22 protein-coding genes and 1 pseudogene are annotated in these 19776 nt (G+C 69.3%); 10 read left to right on the top strand and 13 right to left on the bottom strand.

The window, feature by feature from the left end:
- Nucleotides 1-156 (top strand): hypothetical protein (locus IT293_05305; protein MCC6764063.1); only part of this gene is annotated, 156 nt, incomplete at its 5' end.
- On the opposite strand, the gene IT293_05300 is transcribed toward IT293_05305, so the two are convergent.
- The 3 genes from IT293_05300 to IT293_05290 all read right to left on the bottom strand — a co-directional run bounded on the left by IT293_05300 (nt 113) and on the right by IT293_05290 (nt 1472).
- Nucleotides 113-436, bottom strand: coding sequence for a hypothetical protein (locus IT293_05300; GenBank protein ID MCC6764062.1), 324 nt, complete (start codon nt 434-436; stop codon nt 113-115). The genes IT293_05305 and IT293_05300 overlap by 44 nt on opposite strands.
- Before the next feature lie 387 nt (nt 437-823).
- Nucleotides 824-1159 (bottom strand): hypothetical protein, encoded by a 336-nt coding sequence (locus IT293_05295; GenBank protein ID MCC6764061.1) that lies wholly within the window; start codon nt 1157-1159, stop codon nt 824-826.
- Nucleotides 1146-1472, bottom strand: coding sequence for a hypothetical protein (locus IT293_05290; GenBank protein MCC6764060.1), 327 nt, complete (start codon nt 1470-1472; stop codon nt 1146-1148). Before IT293_05290 ends, IT293_05295 begins: the two co-directional genes overlap by 14 nt.
- 220 nt (nt 1473-1692) lie before the next feature.
- Between IT293_05290 and IT293_05285 the strand changes: the two genes are divergently transcribed.
- Nucleotides 1693-1911: a DUF4926 domain-containing protein gene (locus IT293_05285; GenBank protein MCC6764059.1), complete on the top strand. Its 219-nt coding sequence runs from the start codon at nt 1693-1695 to the stop codon at nt 1909-1911.
- A 45-nt stretch (nt 1912-1956) separates the two neighbouring features.
- On the opposite strand, the pseudogene IT293_05280 reads toward IT293_05285, so the two are convergent.
- The 6 genes and pseudogenes from IT293_05280 to IT293_05255 all read right to left on the bottom strand — a co-directional run bounded on the left by IT293_05280 (nt 1957) and on the right by IT293_05255 (nt 4758).
- Nucleotides 1957-2043, bottom strand: a pseudogene (locus tag IT293_05280) (DUF433 domain-containing protein).
- A 350-nt stretch (nt 2044-2393) separates the two neighbouring features.
- A complete protein-coding gene (locus IT293_05275) occupies nt 2394-2600 on the bottom strand; it encodes a S26 family signal peptidase (GenBank protein MCC6764058.1) in 207 nt (68 codons plus the stop codon).
- 13 nt (nt 2601-2613) lie between these two features.
- A complete protein-coding gene (lepB, locus tag IT293_05270; protein ID MCC6764057.1) occupies nt 2614-3126 on the bottom strand; it encodes a signal peptidase I in 513 nt (170 codons plus the stop codon).
- Nucleotides 3127-3583: 457 nt separating this feature from the next.
- Nucleotides 3584-3880, bottom strand: a complete 297-nt coding sequence (locus IT293_05265; protein ID MCC6764056.1) for a carboxymuconolactone decarboxylase family protein — start codon at nt 3878-3880, stop codon at nt 3584-3586.
- 228 nt (nt 3881-4108) lie between these two features.
- A complete protein-coding gene (locus tag IT293_05260) occupies nt 4109-4270 on the bottom strand; it encodes a hypothetical protein (protein MCC6764055.1) in 162 nt (53 codons plus the stop codon).
- Nucleotides 4267-4758 (bottom strand): L-2-amino-thiazoline-4-carboxylic acid hydrolase, encoded by a 492-nt coding sequence (locus IT293_05255; protein MCC6764054.1) that lies wholly within the window; start codon nt 4756-4758, stop codon nt 4267-4269. Before IT293_05255 ends, IT293_05260 begins: the two co-directional genes overlap by 4 nt.
- 452 nt (nt 4759-5210) lie before the next feature.
- On the opposite strand from IT293_05255, the gene gdhA reads away from it, so the two are divergent.
- The 5 genes from gdhA (at nt 5211) to IT293_05230 (ending at nt 12743) form a co-directional block, all read left to right on the top strand.
- Complete coding sequence (gene gdhA, locus IT293_05250) at nt 5211-6557, top strand: NADP-specific glutamate dehydrogenase (protein ID MCC6764053.1); 1347 nt, start codon at nt 5211-5213, stop codon at nt 6555-6557.
- Nucleotides 6558-7046: 489 nt separating this feature from the next.
- Complete coding sequence (locus tag IT293_05245; GenBank protein MCC6764052.1) at nt 7047-8264, top strand: TolC family protein; 1218 nt, start codon at nt 7047-7049, stop codon at nt 8262-8264.
- On the top strand, nt 8261-9367 hold the full coding sequence (locus IT293_05240) for an efflux RND transporter periplasmic adaptor subunit (protein MCC6764051.1): 1107 nt from the start codon (nt 8261-8263) through the stop codon (nt 9365-9367). The genes IT293_05245 and IT293_05240 overlap by 4 nt, the downstream gene beginning before the upstream one ends.
- Nucleotides 9367-12432 (top strand): efflux RND transporter permease subunit, encoded by a 3066-nt coding sequence (locus IT293_05235; protein ID MCC6764050.1) that lies wholly within the window; start codon nt 9367-9369, stop codon nt 12430-12432. The genes IT293_05240 and IT293_05235 overlap by 1 nt, the downstream gene beginning before the upstream one ends.
- An 11-nt stretch (nt 12433-12443) precedes the next feature.
- Nucleotides 12444-12743, top strand: a complete 300-nt coding sequence (locus IT293_05230) for a DUF3240 family protein (protein MCC6764049.1) — start codon at nt 12444-12446, stop codon at nt 12741-12743.
- Nucleotides 12744-12817: 74 nt separating this feature from the next.
- Here IT293_05230 and IT293_05225 read toward each other — a convergent pair whose 3' ends face one another.
- The 3 genes from IT293_05225 to IT293_05215 all read right to left on the bottom strand — a co-directional run bounded on the left by IT293_05225 (nt 12818) and on the right by IT293_05215 (nt 14336).
- Nucleotides 12818-12997: a hypothetical protein gene (locus tag IT293_05225; GenBank protein ID MCC6764048.1), complete on the bottom strand. Its 180-nt coding sequence runs from the start codon at nt 12995-12997 to the stop codon at nt 12818-12820.
- Entirely contained in the window at nt 12994-13212 is a 219-nt protein-coding gene (locus IT293_05220; protein ID MCC6764047.1) for an antitoxin, read from the bottom strand. Before IT293_05220 ends, IT293_05225 begins: the two co-directional genes overlap by 4 nt.
- Nucleotides 13213-13475: 263 nt before the next feature.
- The gene (locus tag IT293_05215; GenBank protein MCC6764046.1) at nt 13476-14336 is read right to left on the bottom strand and encodes a hypothetical protein; all 861 of its coding nucleotides are present in this window, start codon (nt 14334-14336) and stop codon (nt 13476-13478) included.
- Between the two features lie 147 nt (nt 14337-14483).
- Here IT293_05215 and mgtA point away from each other — a divergent pair, with 147 nt between their 5' ends.
- Complete coding sequence (gene mgtA, locus IT293_05210) at nt 14484-17096, top strand: magnesium-translocating P-type ATPase (protein MCC6764045.1); 2613 nt, start codon at nt 14484-14486, stop codon at nt 17094-17096.
- A 72-nt stretch (nt 17097-17168) separates the two neighbouring features.
- On the opposite strand, the gene IT293_05205 is transcribed toward mgtA, so the two are convergent.
- Nucleotides 17169-17981: a class II aldolase/adducin family protein gene (locus IT293_05205; GenBank protein ID MCC6764044.1), complete on the bottom strand. Its 813-nt coding sequence runs from the start codon at nt 17979-17981 to the stop codon at nt 17169-17171.
- A gap of 13 nt (nt 17982-17994) precedes the next feature.
- On the opposite strand from IT293_05205, the gene IT293_05200 reads away from it, so the two are divergent.
- Both IT293_05200 and IT293_05195 read left to right on the top strand, forming a co-directional pair.
- Complete coding sequence (locus IT293_05200) at nt 17995-18546, top strand: DOMON-like domain-containing protein (GenBank protein MCC6764043.1); 552 nt, start codon at nt 17995-17997, stop codon at nt 18544-18546.
- Nucleotides 18543-19769, top strand: coding sequence for a DUF1343 domain-containing protein (locus tag IT293_05195; GenBank protein ID MCC6764042.1), 1227 nt, complete (start codon nt 18543-18545; stop codon nt 19767-19769). The genes IT293_05200 and IT293_05195 overlap by 4 nt, the downstream gene beginning before the upstream one ends.
- The last annotated feature ends 7 nt before the right edge of the window (nt 19770-19776 follow it).

Here is a 19776-nt window from a genome sequence, read left to right as displayed (position 1 = left end):
TTCGATCACGCGCTCTGCCGGAAGGTGCTCGCCGTCCACGTCCGCGCGCTCCGCGCGTTCTATCGGCGCCGCGCCCGCCGCGAGGCGATCACCGACGGCGAGACCGGCGCGGTCACGGCCGTGCAGCAACCCCGTATGGCACGGGAACAGGCGTAGCCGTGAAGGCGCGGACGCTTATGTCCGGCGCGGGCGGGCCTGGTGGTCCTTGCGGCCCAGGGTCGCCTTGCTGGCCAATCGGACCCTGCGTGCCCGTTGGCCCTGGCGGTCCGGACGGCCCGACATCTCCCTGGAGACCCTGCGGACCAGAAGGTCCTTGAGCCCCGGAGGCACCCGACGGTCCGGGCTCGCCTTGCGGTCCCTGGGGGCCAGGCACGGTAGCGATTTGCGCTTGGCAGGGGGCACCGACAGGGACGATTCCGGGCGTAGGTCCGATAATCGCCGATTATGTCGACTCGGCGCTAATAACGACCTGGATTCGCCGGCGACTCAGACTGGTGCAACTGAAGCAGTGGGGGCGGGGGGCCAAGGTCTTCCGCGAGCTACGCGCCCGAGGTCTCTCGACGCGCCATGTCGCGCAAGTCGCGGCCTACTGCAAACGCTGGTGGAGGACGGCTGGTCACGTCGCGCTCCAAACTGCTTTGCCCAACACCTACTTTGACGGCATCGGAGTCCCAAGGTTGGCGCGCTGACCTCAACGATCCGAACCGCCGGATACGGACCCGTACGTCCGGTGGTGTGGGAGGGGAGCAGCGGACGATCCGCTGCCCCCTATCCCGATCAATCGCTGATTATCGGACCTTCGCGCGTTTCCCGACCTTCGTCCCTATTCCGTAACGACGGCGATCTCTCGCAGCACCGCGTCCAGAGTCGGCGCCTCGCACGGCTCGTGGATGTTTGGCCGTCCCCAGGGATGCCGATGCCAGCCGCCGAGGTTGTCATACCCGAGCACACGCTCGCCGTTCTCGATGACGCTCAGGTCCATCCGTTGGTTCCGGGCGTTGAAGAAGCAGTCGACGAAGCGGACGGGACCGAGCTCGATGCGGAGCTTCGTGGCGACGATGGTGCGCCGAATGCGAACGACGCGAGCCGCCGGCAGCACAGCCGCAGCGGCTTCCGTAAGCGCGGCCTCGAAGTCGCCGGGATGGTCAAACCGGCGCACGCGGCGCCGTTGTCAGCTCGCGAAGGAGTGCAAGGATCTCCGCACGCTCCATCGTGAGCGCCTCCCACTCCATGTAGTCGCGCTCGGCGGCGTGGGCGTGAGCGGCGCCGGATGGCCGCGAACCCCACTCGCGCGCGAGGTCCTCGAACGGGCAGCCGTACCGGGCCTCGAACGCCCCGATTTCGGCGAGACAGTCGCGCAAGCGGGACCGGAGCGCGTCGAGCGTGACGGCCTCGATCGCCGCCCCCGGCTCGGACTCGGGTTGCAGGGCCTCCAGCGCTCGGCGCGCTCGATCGGTCAGCTCGACCTGCATGCCAGTGACCCTACCCCCCTCGGTCCCCGTCCCGCAAGACGGATAGGAGAGGCCCCTTTGACAACACGACAGAGAACGATCATGGCGAGCACTACGTGATAGAGTTCGAGATGGTGCGCGGCGGTAGGCGCGCCGTCGTCCGCAGCCGCTGGATGATTCGTCGCAACGAAGCTTTTCCGAGGTTCATCACCTGCCACGTTGTCCGCACGAGGGAAACACGATGAAGGACGCGATTCAGCTACTCGATGTCGTGGCCCTGACTGAGGCCATTCCAGCGCACACGCTTCGGCGCGGACAGGTCGGCAGGGTGGTCGAGACGCTCGGTGACGACACCTTCGAGGTCGAGTTCAGCGACGACGGAGGCGAAACCTACGCGCTCGTGCCGGTACGAGCACGCCAGCTGCTCGTCCTGCACTACGCGCCCGAGAAGGCGGCCTGAAACCCGCCGCCTTGAGCTACCGTGGCCGCCCCATCGCGAGGCGGCGTCACGTACGGCGGCGAACGCGAGACACGCACGTACGTCTTCCGAGCACAGGCTCGGGAAGTGGGCAAGGACCTGGCCCTCGCTCATGCCTGTTAGCCATCTGGAATCCCGTGCGCGTGCTGCTGGATGAGTGCGCACCGCGAAAGCTGCGTCACGACCTCCCGGGCCATGACGTGCGAACGGTCGCGAAAATGGGGTGGGCTGGCACGAGAAACGGGTCGCTGCTTCGGAAGGCGGCCGGTGCGTTCGACATCTTTCTGACCGTCGACCAGGGCATCGAGTTCCAGCAAGCCTCGGGGGACTCGATATCGCGGTAGTGGTGATAGCCGCCCGGAGCAACGACATCGGCGACCTGCGGCCGATGATGTCGCGGGTCTTGGATGTGATTCCCTCGGCAGAAGGGGGCAGGGTTATCGTCGTAAAGGCGTAGACTTTGTTCACTGGACGCCGTGGCCGATCCTTTCCCAACGGATCGTACGCGGATCGCAGAGCCACCCATTGGTAAAGAGCGGCGCCGTACAGCTCAGCCAAACGACGGCGGCTCGCCCGACAACGGTATCGATCGCGACCGGTCCGAAATTTCGGCTGTCGCGGGCAAGGGGCCGCATGTCCCCGAACACGAACACGTATCCCGCTGGCACCACGATCGTCCCGGGCTCATGCGTACTGTCGGGCCCGACGAGCATCCGGTGGGGGCGGTCGCCGAGCGATTCGATCACCGCCGCATACGACTGGGATGCCGCGCGGAACCTCGCTATGCCACCGCTTGCCATCCGGTAGCGGCCGCTGCGCGACCGGGATGCCGTTCAATACGAGGCCTCGCTCGTCCCACTGGAGACGATCGCCGGCAACGGCGACGACGCGCTTGACCAAAATTCGCGTCGAGTCCGCCGGGTCGACGAAGATCACCACCTGACCGCGTGCGGGTGTGGCCCAACGGACGAGCCATGTGGTCGTGAACGGCACGCGCAGCCCATACGCCGTCTTGTCGACGAACATCCGGTCGCCGATCAGGAGAGTCGGAAGCATGCTGCCGGACGGCACGACGTAGGCATCGAGCAGTGCCCAGCGGATGGCGAGCGCCGCCCCCACCCACCCGATGGTTTCGACGGCCCGGCGCGCACGGGACTTCGCGACGCGCCGTCGGCGCCACCGGTCACGGAAGATCACGCGCCGGGCCGCTACCACGACTCCGGCAGTGCCTCAACGCACGAGCGGTGCCGGCGGGTGACTGACTACTCGTAGGGATCGACCGTGCGGAACACCTACATCGATCCGCCCACGCCCTCGATGCGGATCGTCGCCGACATCCTCGCGTACACCTCGCGGGAGATGCGTGCTGTCGAAGGGATTGGACATCGAGCAGTTCGCCGGAGCGGGCGTGAAGGCGGTCTTCGGCCCGGGGACGCCGATCCCGGCGGCGGCGCGCCGGGTGCTCAGGCTGATACGGAGGGTCGCTAGGCGGTATTTGCCGTCGCGTTGACGTCCAACCGCGCGTATCGGAGCTTCGCGCTCCCCCCGAGCCCTTCTTCCTGTTCTCCCTGACGACGGATCGTGCACACGCGCTGGTGCTTGCCGAGACCGCCGAGGATCGCGTCCTAGTCGTAGCGCTCGTCGCTCATCGACCTCAGCTCCCCGTCTTGGACATCGCGCGGTGCGACGGCAGGTGATGGCCGAGCGCGGCGCCCGCGCGCAGCTCCGCGGCCACGAACATCGCGGCGACGATCTCTTCGTCGCTCGCCCCGGCCCGCTTCGCCCTCATGGTGTGGTACTCCATACAACCGTCGCATTGCGTCACGTGCGTGACGGCCACGGCGATCAGCTCCTTCGTCTTCGCGGGCAGCGTCGTCGACTCGTAGACGGCCTCCTCGAACTCGACGAACTTCTGGAACATGTGCGGCTGCAGCTCGGCCATGCGCTGCATCCACTTCGGGCTCGCCCATTCCGGCAGGTGCGGCTTCGCATCGATCATGTGGCCCTCCTTCTCTTGGCTGCGCCATCGCAACACGAACACCCGGCGCCGGTAAGCACGCCGAGGTGATCGCGGCCGCTACCCGGCGTCTCGTGGCTCCCGGGCTTGGCGCGCCTTGCGCTCCTGATAGAGCTCACCCGCGTTGGCCACGGCGTAGATGGCAATGACGACTGGAGTTGCTCAGGGTGAAACGAAGTGCGCTGCCGAGGCGCAGATGATGCCGAAGCAGACGACACCGAACGGGTCCGAGAAGCTGGTGACTCCCGACAGGCGGGCGAAGACCAGGAACACGACCAGGGCTCCGATACTGCCCATCACGAAATGAATCAGCGGTGCGGTCATCCTTCGGACCGCTTCATGCGGTAGCGGAAGTCGCAGTACTTGGCGCCCTTCATGATCGTCTGCGTGCGGGTGAATTGGACCTCGTCGCCTCCGACCTCGGCGATGTGGTCGTCGCTCTCACAGAGCAGCACGGCGCCGAGCTCGGGCTCGTCGAGCGCGCGGAAGAAGTCGGCATACCGGCAGCCAGTGATGTCGATCGTCATCGTGTCCGGCTCGAGCTCCCGCACCTGCATGTCGATGTCCGACCCGATCCGCGGCATCATCTCCTCCGTGAGCGTCTGCCAGCGCTCGCGCGGGGTTCCGGGCTTGGCGGCGCCGATCCTGAGGAAGGTGTCGCGCGACCACTCCCGGAGCGCCTTCGTCACGAGCGCGTTGGCGCGCTCCACGCCGAGCGCGGCGCGGAGCTCCCGCAGCACCGGAACGAGTACCTGCGCCTGCATTTTCACCTGATCGAGGAGCGAGATCTCGGGATTGACGACGATGTCCATGCTGCGGTCCCTCCTTTCGCGAGGCTCACAGATATGACGCGAACGCGTTCTCGAAGACAGCCGCCGCGTCGCCCTCGACGATCCCCCCGTGCGCGACGAATGCGACCAGATCGCAGTTGGACTCCGAGCAGATCGTGGTAGATATCCGTCCCCATGCGTCCCGGAGAACGGGTGCCTCGCCGCCTGCGGCTGGCCCTGGAAGCGGCTCTGCACGACAGTCCCATCGTGATCCTGGTCGGGCCGCGCCAGGCCGGTAAGACCATCCTGGTCGCCGGCTAGGTGCGCGAGCGCTCAGCCGGGGCGGCGGACCAGCCGGAGCCCGAAGACCCCGCTACGAGAGATCCGCTCACGGAGTCCCGTCATCTCGACGGCGACTCCTACGACCGCCAATACCGCGAGCGAACCTTTCTTCTTGTTCGTCCCTGGTTCCCGCAACGACTGAAGGATTCCCCATGATCAACGTCGATGAGCTCGTCGCTTCCATCCTCGATCAAGTCATCCGTCGCAACCCCGGCGAAGCCGAGTTCCACCAGGCCGTGCGCGAGGTGGCCGGGACGCTCGTCCCGGTGCTGAAGAAACACCCGGAGTACGCCGAGCAGAAGATCATCGAGCGTATCTGCGAGCCCGAACGGCAGGTGATCTTCCGCGTGCCGTGGCAGGATGATGCCGGCAAGGTGCAGATCAATCGCGGTTTCCGCGTCGGCTTCAACAGCGCGCTCGGGCCCTACAAGGGCGGTCTGCGCTTTCATCCTTCGGTCTATCTCGGCGTGATCAAGTTCCTCGCCTTCGAGCAGGTGCTGAAGAATGCCGTCACCGGCATGCCGATCGGCGGCGCCAAGGGCGGTTCGGATTTCGACCCCAAGGGCAAGAGCGACAGCGAGGTGATGCGCTTCTGCCAGAGCTTCATGACCGAGCTCTATCGCCACATCGGCGAATACACGGACGTCCCCGCTGGCGACATCGGTGTCGGCTCGCGCGAGATCGGCTATCTCTTCGGCCAGTACAAGCGCATCACCAACCGCTATGAATCGGCGGTCATCACCGGCAAGAGCCCGGCCTGGGGCGGTGCGTTGGTGCGCAGGGAATCCACCGGCTACGGCCTCGTGTTCTTCGTGGAGGAGATGCTGAAGGCTCGCGGCTACACCATCGACGGCCTCACGGCCGTCGTCTCCGGCTCGGGCAATGTCGCGATCTATGCGATCGAGAAATTGCAGGAGCTCGGTGCCCGCGTGGTGGCGTGTTCGGATTCAACCGGGGTCGTGCACGATCCGGATGGCATCGATCTCGACCGGGTGAAGCAGATCAAAGAGATCGAGCGTGGACGTCTCGAAACCTACGGGCGCGGCCGGGGCCGCGCGAGCTACCAGGCGCAAGGATCGGTGTGGGACATCCCCTGCGAGATCGCGCTGCCCTGTGCGACACAGAACGAGCTGGACGAACGGTCGGCACGCACGCTGGTGAAGAACGGCTGCTTCCTCGTCGCCGAGGGCGCGAACATGCCCACGGCCCCGGAGGCATCGCGTGTGTTCAGCGATGCGGGCGTGGCCTTCGGGCTCGGCAAGGCAGCCAACGCCGGCGGCGTGGCCACCTCGGCGCTCGAGATGCAGCAGAACGCGAGTCGCGATGCCTGGACCTTCGAATTCACCGAGCAACGCCTGCGCGAGATCATGCACGGCATCCACGAGGAGTGTTACGCGGTGGCCGACGAGTTCGGCAAGCCCGGTAACTACGTGGTCGGCGCCAACATCGCGGGATTCCAACGTGTAGCGCGCGCTATGTTGGCGCTCGGCGTGATCTGAGGCGGCTGGCCTCCGCTCGTCGGCGCTGCTTCGGGCGCGCCGCGATCGCCGGCAGGCGTCCGGTCGCGCGACTTCCTACCCTTCCTCGAACTCGATCACCTGAAAGTCTTCGCGGCCGAGCCGCACTATCTGCTCGCGATGAAATGCGCCGCGCTGCGACTGGGCGAGGAGTTCCACGACCCGGAGGACGTTCGCTACCTGCTGCGGCAACTCGGCATCACGCGCGCAGACGATGCGCTCTTGGTGGCGCGACCTGGGGCGTCCACGTGAGGGGGGATCCCTCCTGGCGGTCAGCCTTCGCTGCCACGGCGCGTCTCCATGATGTCACATCGGGACGATCACTCGGCCGCAACCACCGGAATGGACTGGTCTATCACATCCGTTCAATGGATCGGCCGGGGAGACGCCTGCATACAGGGGTCGATGAGGACCATGGCGGCGCGCACCAGGAACGTTGCGGATGATGGTCGCACCCACCCTCGCGATCGGATGCGCCGCCGTGCCCATGGGGCGAGTGCATTCTGGCTCCTGATCGTCTCCCTTGCGCCGCCTCCGAGCGCGGCGGCGGATCCGACGCTCGCCGAGGTGGTGGCGCGTGCGGTCGAGCGCAGCCCGGCGCGGCCGGTGATCGCCGTGACGTCGGCGGAGGCGGCGGCGCTGTCGCGGCGAGGCTCGAGCTGGCTCGCAGGGATTCCGTCCGTTGCGCTCAGCCATCGCACGGACGCCGTCGGAAGCAACGACGGGCTCCACGAGTCTATCGTCGCCCTGTCCCTGCCGGTCTGGCTGCCGGGCCGGCGAGACGCCCGGGGGCGCATCGCCGTGGCCGCAGACCTCGAAGCGCGCAGCGCCGGCTCGACTCTCGACTGGGAGGTCGCCGGAGAGGTGCGCGAGGCGGTCTGGGCCGTCGCGATCGCGCGAACGGATCTCGGCCGCGCAGAGCGTGTCGCAACCGCAGCCCTCGAGCTCGAGAAGCGGGTCGAGCGTCGTTCGCAAGCTGGTGAGCTGGCCCACAGCGATACGATCCTCGCGCGCGAGGACACCTGGCGTCGCCGCGCCGAGGAGCTGCAGGCGAGGAGCGTCGTCGCACAGGCGCTGAGCGCCTACGAGAGCTTGTCGGGTCTCACGGCGCTGCCGGCCGACTTCCGCGAGCGGCGCGCTGCCGTCCTCCCAAACGAGGAGGACCACCCCCGTCTCGCCGCGACACGTGCTCGCTGGGCACGGGCCGAGGCCGAAATGGAGGCCACGCGCCGCGACCGCGGAGGCGCCCCGTCCGTGACGCTCGGCGGACAGCGCGAGCGCGATGCCCGCGGGCAGTACTTCAACGAGTCGATCATCTTCGGCGTTTCCGTCCCGATCGGGATTCCCGCCCAGGTGGACGCGGAGATCACGCGCTTCGCGCGCATCGCCGCCGAGGCCGAGCGTGATCATCGCGCCGCTGCACGCGAGGTGCGCCTCGCAATTCGTGCGGCGGAGCTCCGGCTGGCGGCATCGGAGGCGGCGCTCGGCGCGGCCCGCTCCGCGGCCGATCTCGCCCGCGAGAGCGAGCGCATGGCAGAGCGGGCGTTCGAGCTCGGGGAATCCGACTTGGTCACGCTGCTGCTGGTTCGCGACCGGGCGACGTCCGCGACCGCGGTCGCCGAGACGCGTGCGGTAGAGCGGGACCGCGAAATCGCTCACTACAATCAAGCCCTGGGCGTCCTGCCGTGACCACGTCCCGAGCGCTCCTTCTGGTAATGATCTGCGCATCGTCGTGCCTCGCCTCGCTCGCCGAGGGCGCCGGCGAAACGCTCGTCCTGGACGCGACCCAGCGAGACGCGCTCGGAATCGGCGTCGCGCGCGCCGACCGCGTGGAGCGGATGATGGGTCCCGCGCTGCCGGCGAAGGTCGTCGTTCCGAACACCCAGCTGCACGTCGTCAGCGCCCCGCGCGCCGGCCTCGTGGAAGAGCTGTGCGTCGCCGCGGGCGATGCGATCGAGAAGGGCAAGCCGCTGGCGCGCATCCGCAGCCCCGAGCTCCTCGAGATCGAGCGGGACTACCTCGAGCTCCAGAGTCAGGCGGCGCTCGCCGCCACGAACGCAGATCGGGACCGGCGGCTGTTCGCGGAAGGGCTCGTTCCCGAGCGGCGGTTGCGCGAGACCCAGGCGACGCAACGACAACTGATCACGGCACTCGCCGAACGCCGGCAGGCGCTCGGGCTCGCGGGGCTCGACGCCGACGCGCTCGAGCGTCTCACCAGCTCGGGCGAGCTCATCAGCCTGATGACGGTGACGTCCCCGCTCGACGCGATCGTACTCGAGCAGAGCGTCACCGTCGGCGAGCGCGTGCGGGGCGCGGACCCCCTCTACCGGCTCGGCAATCTGAGCCCGCTCTGGCTCGAGATCCACACGCCGATCGAGCGACTCGCCGGCATCATCCCCGGAACGCCGGTGACGATCTCCGATCTCGGGATCGCGGCCGAGGTCATCGCGGTCGGGCGGGCCGTCCACGAGGCGGACCAGGGCGTCACGGTGCGCGCGGAGGTGCGCGACGGCGCCGAGCGGCTGCGTCCGGGACAGGTCGTCTCCGTCCAGTTTCGCCCTGCGACAGCGGGGGGGCCGGCGTACCGGGTTCCGCTCGCTTCGATCGTCCGCGTCGGGAACGCGAGCTACGTCTTCCTCGCGCGGCCGGAAGGATTCGTTCCGGTGGTCGTACGGGTGCTCGCGGAGGAGCCGCGTTCCGTGGTCGTCGAGGCGAGCCTGCCCGACGAGGCGGAGATCGTCGTGCGGGGGACGGCCTCGCTCAAGTCCCTGTGGACGCGAGGCGGCGACTGATGCTCGGGCACGTGATTCGTTTCGCCCTGACCCAGCGCTTGCTCGTGCTGCTGGGCGTCGGCGCGCTGATCGGCGGCGGGTGGTTCGCTATCACCCACACGCCCATCGACGCATACCCGGACGTCTCAACGACGCAGGTGAAGGTCGTGGTGAAGGCCCCCGGCATGACGCCCGAGGAGGTCGAGCAGCGGATCACCGCCCGGATCGAGGTCGAGGTGCTCGGCATTCCTCGCCAGACCACGCTGCGCTCGGTCTCGAAGTACGGCCTCGCCGACGTGACGATCGATTTCCAGGAAGGCAGCGACATCTTCTGGGCGCGCCAGCAGGTGGCGGAGCGGCTCGCGGGGATCTGGGAGGATCTGCCGAGCGGCGTGAGCGGCGGCCTCGCGCCGATGACGACGCCGCTCGGGGAGATGTTCATGTTCACGATCGAAGGCGACACGCTGTCGCTCGAGGAGCGGCGGACGCTCCTCGATTGGACGATACGCCCGGCGCTGCGTACGGTGCCGGGCGTCGCCGACATCAACGCCCTCGGCGGGTTCGTCCGGACGTTCGAGGTGGTCCCCGACGTCGCGCGCTTGAACGCGCACGGAGTGACCATGGAGCAGCTCCGGAGCGCGCTCGAGGCGAACAACCGCAACGAAGGCGCGGGCCGTCTCGGGTACGGTGAGGAAGTCTTTCTGGTCCGTGCCGAGGGCGGCGTGCGCGTTCTGGCCGACGTCTCCGCGATCGTCGTCGCGCCAGATCCCGTCGAGCCGGTGCGGGTCGGCGACGTCGCGACCGTTCGCATCGGCGCGCTCACCCGCTACGGCGCGGTCAGCGCCGATGGCCGCGGGGAGGCCGTCGAAGGGCTGGTGCTGGGTTTGCGCGGAGCCAACGCGCGCGAGGTCGTCCAGGGGGTGCGGCGGAAGCTCGACGAGCTGTCGCGGACGCTACCCGCCGGCGTTCGCCTCCGTATCTTCTACGACCGCGGCGAGCTCGTCGCGCACGCTGTCGAGACCGTCGGCCAGGCGCTGTTCGAGGCGATCGTCCTCGTGCTGTTCCTCCTGCTCGTGTTCCTGGGGAACGCACGCGCCGCGTTGACGGTCGCGCTCATCCTGCCGCTCGCGGCGCTGGCGACGTTCGTCTCGATGTATGTCGTCGGGCTGTCGGCCAATCTGATGAGCCTCGGCGGGCTCGCGATCGCCATTGGCATGCTGGTCGACGCCGCCGTCGTCGTCGTCGAGAACGTGGTGACGCGGCTCGGCGAGCAGCGTGACGGCAGCCGCGTGCCGCGCCTGCACGTCATCTACCGCGCTGCCAAGGAAGTCGCGCTGCCGACGGCGTCGGGGATCGGGATCATCGTCGTGGTCTTCCTTCCGCTGCTCACGCTGCAGGGACTCGAAGGCAAGCTCTTCGGGCCGGTCGCGCTCACCATCGTGTTCGCACTGAGCGCGTCGTTGGTCTTGTCGCTGACCGTCATCCCGGTACTCGCGTCGTTCCTCCTCGGCGAGGGGCACGCGGGGGAGCCCGTGATCGTGCGCTGGCTCCATCGGCTGTACGAGCCCGTGCTCGAGGGTTGCTTGCGGCGCGGCGCTGCCGTCGTCGGTGTCGCCCTGGCGCTGCTCGCGGTCGCCGGGCTGCTGTATTTCCGCCTCGGCAAGACGTTCCTGCCAACGATGGACGAGGGGAACGTGATCGTGCAGCTCGAGAAGTCGCCGTCGATCGGTCTCGAGGCATCCGTCGAGCTCGACCGCAGGGTACAACGCGCTCTCCTCGATGAGGTTCCGGAGGTGACCGGCATCGTCGCACGCACGGGAGCAGACGAGATCGGTCTCGACCCGATGGGGCTCAACGAAACCGACGCGTTCCTGCAGCTGCGGCCCCGTGACGCGTGGCGGATGGAGTCGCGGGAGGCGCTCGCCGGAGAGCTCCGCCGCGTGCTCGACCGGTTCCCGGGGCTCGGTTACACGTTCACGCAGCCCATCGAGATGCGGGTCGCAGAGATGCTGACCGGAGTGCGGGGCGACGTCGCGGTCAAGATCTTCGGTCCCGACCTGGAGGGCCTGAACCGAACCGCCGACGATCTCGTCCGGGTGCTGCGCGCAATCCCTGGAGCGGAAGACGTCTACACGCCGCGCAACACGGGCGCGCTCTACGAGAGCCTGCGTGTCGACCGGCTCGAGGCGGGACGGCGAGGGCTTTCCGTGGACGCGGTCGGGATCTTCTTGCGTGCGCAGCTCGAGGGCGTGCCCGTCGGCACGGTGTACGAGGGCGTGCGCCGGACTCCGCTCGTGCTGCGCGGGGCCGAAGCGATCCGGACGTCGCCGGCGGAGCTCCTGGCGCTGCACGTCGCGCTCCCAAATGGGAACCGTGCGCCGCTCTCCGGTCTCGTCGCGATGGAGCGGGCGGAAGGACCGGTGTCGCTTCGCCGGGAGTCGGCGAACCGCATGGCCGTCGTCATCGCCAACGTGGCCGGCCGCGATCTGGTCGGTTTCGTCGACGAGGCCCGGCGGCGTGTCGCGGAGTCGTTGTCGTTACCGACGGGATTCCTGCTCGAGTGGGGAGGTCAGTTCGAGAACCAGCAGCGCGCGGCACGACGGCTCGGCATGGTCGTCCCGGTTGCCATCACGCTGATCTTCCTCCTGCTCTTCTCGACGTTCGGCTCCGTGCGCCAGGCGGGCCTCGTGCTAAGCAACGTGCCCTTCGCGATGATCGGCGGCGTCGTCGCGCTCTGGGCCACGGGCGAATACCTCTCCGTTCCCGCGTCGGTCGGCTTCATCGCTCTGCTCGGCATCGCGGTCCTGAACGGCGTCGTCATGGTCACGCACTTCAACGAGCTGCGCGCGCTCGGCCTTCCCATCGACCGCGTCGTCGTCGAGGGTGCGCAACGCCGCCTCCGCCCCGTGCTCATGACCGCGACGATCGCCGCCTTCGGCCTCGTGCCGCTGTTGTTCGCGAGCGGTCCGGGCTCGGAGATCCAGCGGCCGCTCGCGATCGTCGTCATCGGCGGCCTCGTCTCCGCGACGACGCTCACGCTGGTCTTGCTCCCCATCCTCTATCGGCGCTTCGGCGCGATGTCCTGAGGGAGAGCTCGATGGAAGATTGCCTGCTCGTATTGTTCGCGGCGCCCGAGTTGGAGGAACCCCTGATCGACTGGCTCCTCGAGCGCGAAGACGTTCCCGGGTTCGGCACCCAACGCATTGCCGGACACGGTACATCTCCCGCCTCGCTGCGACTCGCCGAGCAGGTCGCCGGACGCCGGCCGCGCCTCCGCGTCGAGATCGCGCTGTCGCGCGAGAACGCCCCGGCGCTCCTCGAAGCGCTCCGGCGCGAGTTCGGCGGCAGCGGACTGCACTACTGGGTGCTGCCGTTCCTCGACGCCGGCCGCTTCTGAGTTGCGGGTCGAGGAGCGTTCCGCGGCGAAAGCCGAGGCCCAACGGGTGGCGTCTGCCGCTCGCCGTGCGGGGGTCAGCCCGAAGATGGATCACGTCTCGATGAAAGCCGGATGAAACCAAGCTGGGTGAACGCACAGGTGGCCCAGCCTTTCTTCGCCCGGGCGGCAAACCAGCCGTGCGCCGCGGAATGATGCTGATGATTGGGCCAGGCCAACGCGAGCAGGACGTTCGTGTCCAGCAAAGCGGCCTTCACGTCGCATCCTCCGCGAGTAACTCCTTTGCTCGCGAGCTGGGAATGATGTCCGCGTCCGGCTGGACTCTGAACACCGGCAACCCGGTCTTACTGGCGCTCGGCGAGGAGACGCGCAAGCCACGCCGAGCCAGTTGCGAAAGCACCTTGCCCAGTTTCTTGCCCGACGCCTGGGCCTGGGCCTGCGCCGCTTCAAAGACGTCATCGTCCAGCGTCACGGTCGTTCTCATACGTTGATACGGTGATACGCTGATTCACAGAAATCAAGTCTCGCCGACAGCGCGACTTCTACCGACTACGAATGGCGGCCGGACTCCCGGGCTCGCTCCACTCGAACGGAAGCCGTCGCGACCATGGAACGGCGTGCGAGCGGCCCGCGCCGCTCCCGGGATCCCCCTACGGCTGGGCGCAGACACCCCCCTGGCAGGTCTGCGTGGCCGAGCACAGCGCGGGGAAGCCCATGGGCGTCGAGGTCACTCAGTCATGCCGCCGAGCGCACGAGCGTGAACATCGGCCGGGCCCCGGTCAGGCCCTTCAGCTCGTAGTGGCCGCGTGAGCTGAACGCGAGCCCCGAGCCGTCGAGCAAGTCGTGCGTCGTGCCCGACACGACGACCTCGCCCGCGCCTGCGAGCGCCGAGACGCGCGCGGCGGCGTGCACGGCGATGCCACGCGCTTGGCCCCCGACGATCGCGACCTCCCCCGTGTGGACGCCCGCGCGCACGTGGATGCCGAGATCGGCGACGGCCGGCTCCATCGCCGCCGCGGCCATGACGGCCTTCGCCGCGCCGTCGAAGACCGCGAGAAAGCCGTCGCCGAGCGTCGCGAGCTCGCGGCCGCGGAAGCGGTCGATCACGGCCCGGATGCGCTCGTTGTGCTCGCGGACGATCCGCGCCCATTCGGCGTCGCCGACGCGCGCGAGCATCGCGGTCGAGTCGCAGATGTCGGAGAACACGATCGTCGCGAGCACCCGCTCGCCGAGCGCGTCGGGCGTCTTGGCGAAGGCGTGGCCGCTGGTGAACTCGACCGATTCCCAGGGAACGTCGCTCGCGACCCACCCGACGTGGCCCGCCGGGATCTCGTACGCGTCGCCCGGGCCGATGGTCAGTACGGTACCGTCGTTCATGCGCACGGTCAGGCGGCCGGAGATGGTGTAGCCGACGTGGCGGTGTTGGCAGGTCTCGGTGCCGGCGATCGGTCCGACGTCGGTCGTCCAGCGCCATCCCGGCTCGAAGACGAACCGGCTCACGGCGATCTCGTCGAGCATGACGATCTCGACGGCGCCGTTCGGAAACCGGCGAACCTCGTCGGGCCCCGTGAAACCTTTGCGCTGCAGTCGCGGCACCTGACGATGGTCTAGCGCGAAGTCGTCGCGCCGCGCCAGCCGACCGGACGATCTGGCGTTCGAAGCCCGCGCGGCAGACGGCCGATACCAGCACGATCGACGCCTGCGGGCTCGCGCGGATGAGCGAGCCGTCGTAGATTCCGCCCCGTGCTGTCTCGCCGCACGCACCGAGCCGCGAAGGAGTCCGGCCGCGCGATCCAGGCGTCGCCGCTGCTCACCGAGGTGGCCGCCCTGGCGCCCGGAGATGCGCTCGCCCGCCTCGGGAGCGCGGCGGCGGGGCTCGCGGCGGACGAGGTGGAGCGCCGTTTGGCGCGCCACGGTCCGAACGTCGTCACGCAGAACGAGCGCCACGGCCGCCTCCGCCTCTTCGTCCGCGCGTGCCTGAATCCGCTCGTGCTGCTCCTCGCCATGCTCGCGACGATCTCGCTCGCGACCGGGGACGCGACGGCGGCGGCCGTCATGGCGCTCATGATCGCGCTCGGCATCGGCCTCCGCTTCGTACAAGAGACGCGCGCCACCGACGCAGCCGCGAAGCTCCGCGCGATGATCCAGGTCACGGCGACCGCGCTGCGCGCCGGTACGGCGGTCGAGGAGCCGCTCGCCCGCCTCGTGCCGGGCGACGTCGTCCGGCTCTCCGCCGGCGACATGATCCCGGCGGACGTCCGCATCCTCGCCTGCCGCGACCTCTTCGTCACCCAGGCGAGCCTCACCGGCGAATCGACGTCGGTCGAGAAGGTCGCGACGGCCGCGGTCACCGGCCCCGAGCGCACCGCGATCGAGCTCGCCAACCTCTGCTTCCTCGGCACCGCCGTCGAGAGCGGCTCGGCCACGGCGCTCGTCGTCGAGACCGGACCGCGTACCTACCTCGGCGGCATCGCGCGCATCCTCGCCGGCGAGGCGGAGGAGACGAGCTTCGACCGCGGCGTCGCCCGCTTCACCTGGCTGATGATCCGCTTCATCGCCGTCATGGTGCCGCTCGTGTTCGTCGTGAACGGCCTCACCAAGGGCAACTGGCACGAGGCGTTCTTCTTCGCGGTCGCGGTGGCGGTCGGACTGACGCCCGAGATGCTGCCGATGATCGTGAGCGTCTGCCTCTCGCGCGGCGGCCTGGCGATGTCGGCGAAGAAGGTGATCGTGAAGCGGCTGAACGCGATTCAGAACCTCGGCGCGATGGACGTGCTCTGCACCGACAAGACCGGCACGCTGACCCAGGACCGCGTGATCCTCGAGCGCCACTGCAACGTGGCCGGCGTGGAGGACGATCGCGTGCTCGCGCTCGCCTACCTGAACAGCCACTTCCAGACCGGGCTGAAGAGCGTCCTCGACCGCGCCGTCCTCGAGCATCGCGAGGTGCATCGCGACATGAACGTCCCCGACTGGCAGAAGATCGACGAGCTGCCGTTCGACTTCACGCGCCGCTTGATGTCGGTGGTCGTCGCGAATCCCGAGGGCACCCACCGCCTGATCTGCAAAGGCGCGCCGGAGGCCGTCGCGGCCCGCTGCACCCGCTTCACCCTCGACGACGAGGAGCAGCCGAGCGACGCCGTGATGACCACCGACCTCCGCGAAGAGGCCGACGCGCTCGCCCGCCAGGGTTTCCGGGTGCTCGCCCTCGCCTACCGCGACTTCCCAGCGCGCGAGACGTACACCAAGAGCGACGAGTCCGACCTCGTACTCGCCGGCTACATCGCGTTCCTCGACCCGCCGAAGGACAGCGCGTCCGTGGCCCTGCGCGCACTCGGCGCTCGCGGCATCCAGACGAAGATCCTGACCGGCGATAACGAGGCGGTGAGCCGCCACGTCTGCGGCGCCGTCGGCATCCCGACGGACCAGGTACTCCTCGGCGCGCAGGTGGAAGCGATGCCCGACGCGGAGCTCGGCGCGGCCGCGGAGCGCACGACGCTCTTCGCCCGCATGACGCCGGCCCACAAGCGGCGCGTGATCCAGGCGCTGCAGGCGCGGAACCACGTCGTCGGCTTCCTCGGCGACGGGATCAACGACGCGCCGGCGCTCCACGCCGCCGACGTCGGGATCTCGGTCGACTCCGCCGTCGACATCGCGAAGGAGGCCGCCGACATCGTGCTCCTCGAGAAGAGCCTGCTCGTCGTGGAGCACGGCGTGCTCGAGGGCCGCAAGGTCTTCTGCAACATCCTCAAGTACGTCCGCATGGGCGCGAGTTCGAACTTCGGCAACATGCTGAGCGTGCTCGGCGCGAGCGCGCTGCTGCCCTTCGTGCCGATGGCTCCGCTGCAGATCCTCACCAACAACCTGCTCTACGACTTCTCGCAGGTGCCGATCCCGACCGACGACGTCGACCCGGAGCAGATCGCCGCGCCGCGGCCCTGGTCGATGCGCGAGATCACCCGCTTCATCCTTACCCTCGGGCCGTGCAGCTCGATCTTCGACTACACGACCTACTTCGTCCTGCTCTACGTGTTCGGCTGCTGGGACCCGGCGCGCGCAGCGCTCTTCCAGACGGGATGGTTCGTGGAGTCGTTGCTGACGCAGACGCTCGTGATCCACGTCATCCGCACGAACCGCGTCCCGTTCCTCCAGAGCCGCGCGAGCCACGCGCTCCTCGCGACGACCCTCGGCATCATGCTCGTCGGGCTCTGGCTCCCCACCTCGCCGCTCGCGGGCCCGCTCGGCTTCACGCCGCTCCCGCTCGCCTTCTGGCCGTTCCTCGTGGTGACGGTGATCGGCTACCTCGCGCTCACGCAGCTCGTGAAGCGCGCCCTGCACGCACGCGGGTGGATCTGAACGGCGGACGGCTCGGGACGCCGGCGGCGTTCGTGATCCGACGAGGCGCCCGCGCCAACGCGAGCGCACCCCTCACCGAGGCTGGCGGCGCGGCTTCGGAACCTTCCTCACCGTCCCGTACTGCCGCGCGCGGGACGTCGTCACGACGGCTTCCGTCTGCTCGGCGGTGAGCACGCGCGGCTCGCCGAGCGGCAGCGCGCGCAGGTAGAGGTCGCACGCCCACTCGAGGAGCTCCATCGCCTCGAACGCCTTGGCGAGCGTCGGGCCGTACGTGATCGCGCCGTGGCTCGCCATGAGCGTCGCGTTCCGGCCGGCGAGCGCGGCGACCACGTTGGCGGCGAGCTCCGCGCTGCCGTACGTCGCGTACGGCGCCACCGGCACGGCCCCGCCGAAGCCGAGCATCGCGTAGTGGACGCACGGCAGCTCGTCGCGGACGCTCGCGACGGCCGTACACGCGGGCGCGTGGGTGTGCACGACGGCGCCGGCGCCGTGCTCCCGGTAGATGCCGAGATGGAGGCCGAGCTCCGAGCTCGGCGCGAGGTCGCCGTGGACCAGGCGGCCGTCGAGGTCGACGACCGACACCTGACGCGGGGTGAGCTCGGCGAGGTTGGCGCCCGTCGGCGTGATCGCCACGAGACCGCCGGCGCGGACGCTGACGTTCCCGGCGGTCGCGGGCACCATCTTCGAGCTCGCGAGCCGACGGCTCAGCTCGGCGACGGCCCTCCGCTCCGCGGCGAGCGTCGGCACGCGCCGGCCGTGAGCCGGCGGACGTTGGTCGGCGCGCTTCACGGCGGCAAGCCTAAGCGAGGAGGCCGCGCCGTTCCAGATACGAATTGTCGGGCGGACATCCCGCCGACTCTCGACGGCGGCGCGTCGAGATGGCATCGAGTCGAACGTCGTGATCCCGCTCGCACCGCACCCGTCGACACCCGACGACGCGTGGGACGTCTCCGCTCTCGCGGAGCGCGCCGCCGACGGCACCCTGCGCCTGCGCTACGTCCTGCGCGGCGCCCTCGACGGCATGCGCCTGCCCCCGCCCGGCCCGCTTCGCCGCGGGGACCGCCTCTGGGAGCACACCTGCGCCGAGGTGTTCGTGGCGGCCGAAGGCGCTTCCGCGTACGTCGAGCTCAACGTCTCGCCGGCGCGGGAATGGGCGGCGTACGCGTTCGCGGCCTATCGCGAGGGCGCCCCGCTCCCCGCGGCCGCGCGCGAGCCGCGCATCGTCGTGCGGCTCGACCACGACGCCCTCGCGCTCGACGTGCTCGTGGCGCTCGCCGACCTCTCCGCGTCCCATGCGAACGCCGCCCTGCGCATCGGCTTGGCGGTGGTTGTCGAGGCGGCCGACGGCCGCCTTTCGTACTGGGCGCTCCGCCACCCGACCGTGAAGCCCGACTTCCACCACCCCGACGGCTTCGCCCTTCGGCTCGCGGAGCGGGGGCCATCGACATGACGCTCTTCGGCATCGACCGCCTGCTCGCGGATCGAGCGCTCCGCCGCCCGCTCGCCGGCAAGCGCCTCGGCCTCGTCGCCCACCCCGCCTCGGTCACGCGCGACCTCGTCCACACCCTCGACGCGCTCGCCGCGAGCGGCGACCTCGGTGTGACGGCGGCGTTCGGCCCGCAGCACGGCCTCCGCGGCGACAAGCAGGACAACATGATGGAGTCGGCGGACTTCCACGATCCCGCCCACGGGATTCCGGTCTTCAGCCTCTACGGCGCCGTCCGCCGTCCGACCGACGCGATGCTGGACACCTGCGACGTGCTCGTCATGGATCTCCAGGACGTCGGCTGCCGCATCTACACCTTCGCTACGACGCTGCTCTACGTGCTCGAAGGAGCGGCGGCGAAGCGGAAGCCGGTCGTCGTGCTCGACCGGCCGAACCCCGCCGGACGACCGATCGAGGGGCTCCGCCTCCGACCCGGCGCGGAGAGCTTCGTCGGCGCGGGGCCGCTGCCGATGCGCCACGGGCTCACGATGGGCGAGCTCGCGCGCTGGTTCGTGCGCGAGAAGCGGCTCGACGTCGAGTGCGAGGTCGTCGCCATGGACGGCTGGCGGCCGCATGACGCTCCCGGCTACGGCTGGCCGATCGGCGAGCGTTCGTGGGTGAATCCGAGCCCGAACGTCCCGACGCTCTGGACGACGCGCGCGTATCCCGGGACGGTCATGCTCGAAGGCACGACGCTCTCCGAAGGTCGGGGAACGACCCGCCCGCTCGAGCTCTTCGGGGCGCCCGACCTCGACGCTCCCGCGCTGCTGCGCACCATGGAATCGCTCGCGCCCGCGTGGCTCCGCGGCTGCCGCCTCCGTCCGTGCTGGTTCGAGCCGACCTTCCACAAGCACGTCGGCACGCTCTGCGCCGGCGTGCAGGTCCACGTCGACGATTCCGCGTACGGCCACGCGGCGTTCCGTCCGTGGCGCCTCGTCGCGCTCGCGCTGAAGACGATCCGCCGACTCCGTCCCGACTACCCGCTCTGGCGCGACTTCCTCTACGAGTACGAGCCGGGGCGGCTCGCGATCGACGTCATCAACGGAAGCAGCCTGCTGCGCGAGTGGGTCGACGACGCGGCGGCGACCCCCGCCGACCTCGACGCGCTCGCCGCGCGCGACGAGACGGCCTGGGAAGCGGAACGACAGGATCTGTTGATCTATCGCGACTCCCCCGTGCATCCATGACGTCCCG

The organism is Deltaproteobacteria bacterium, from assembly GCA_020848745.1.
Lineage (GTDB): Bacteria > Desulfobacterota > Binatia > UTPRO1 > UTPRO1 > UTPRO1.
Note: the sequence above shows the minus strand (reverse complement) of the source record. Positions and strands in the feature narration are given on the sequence as shown.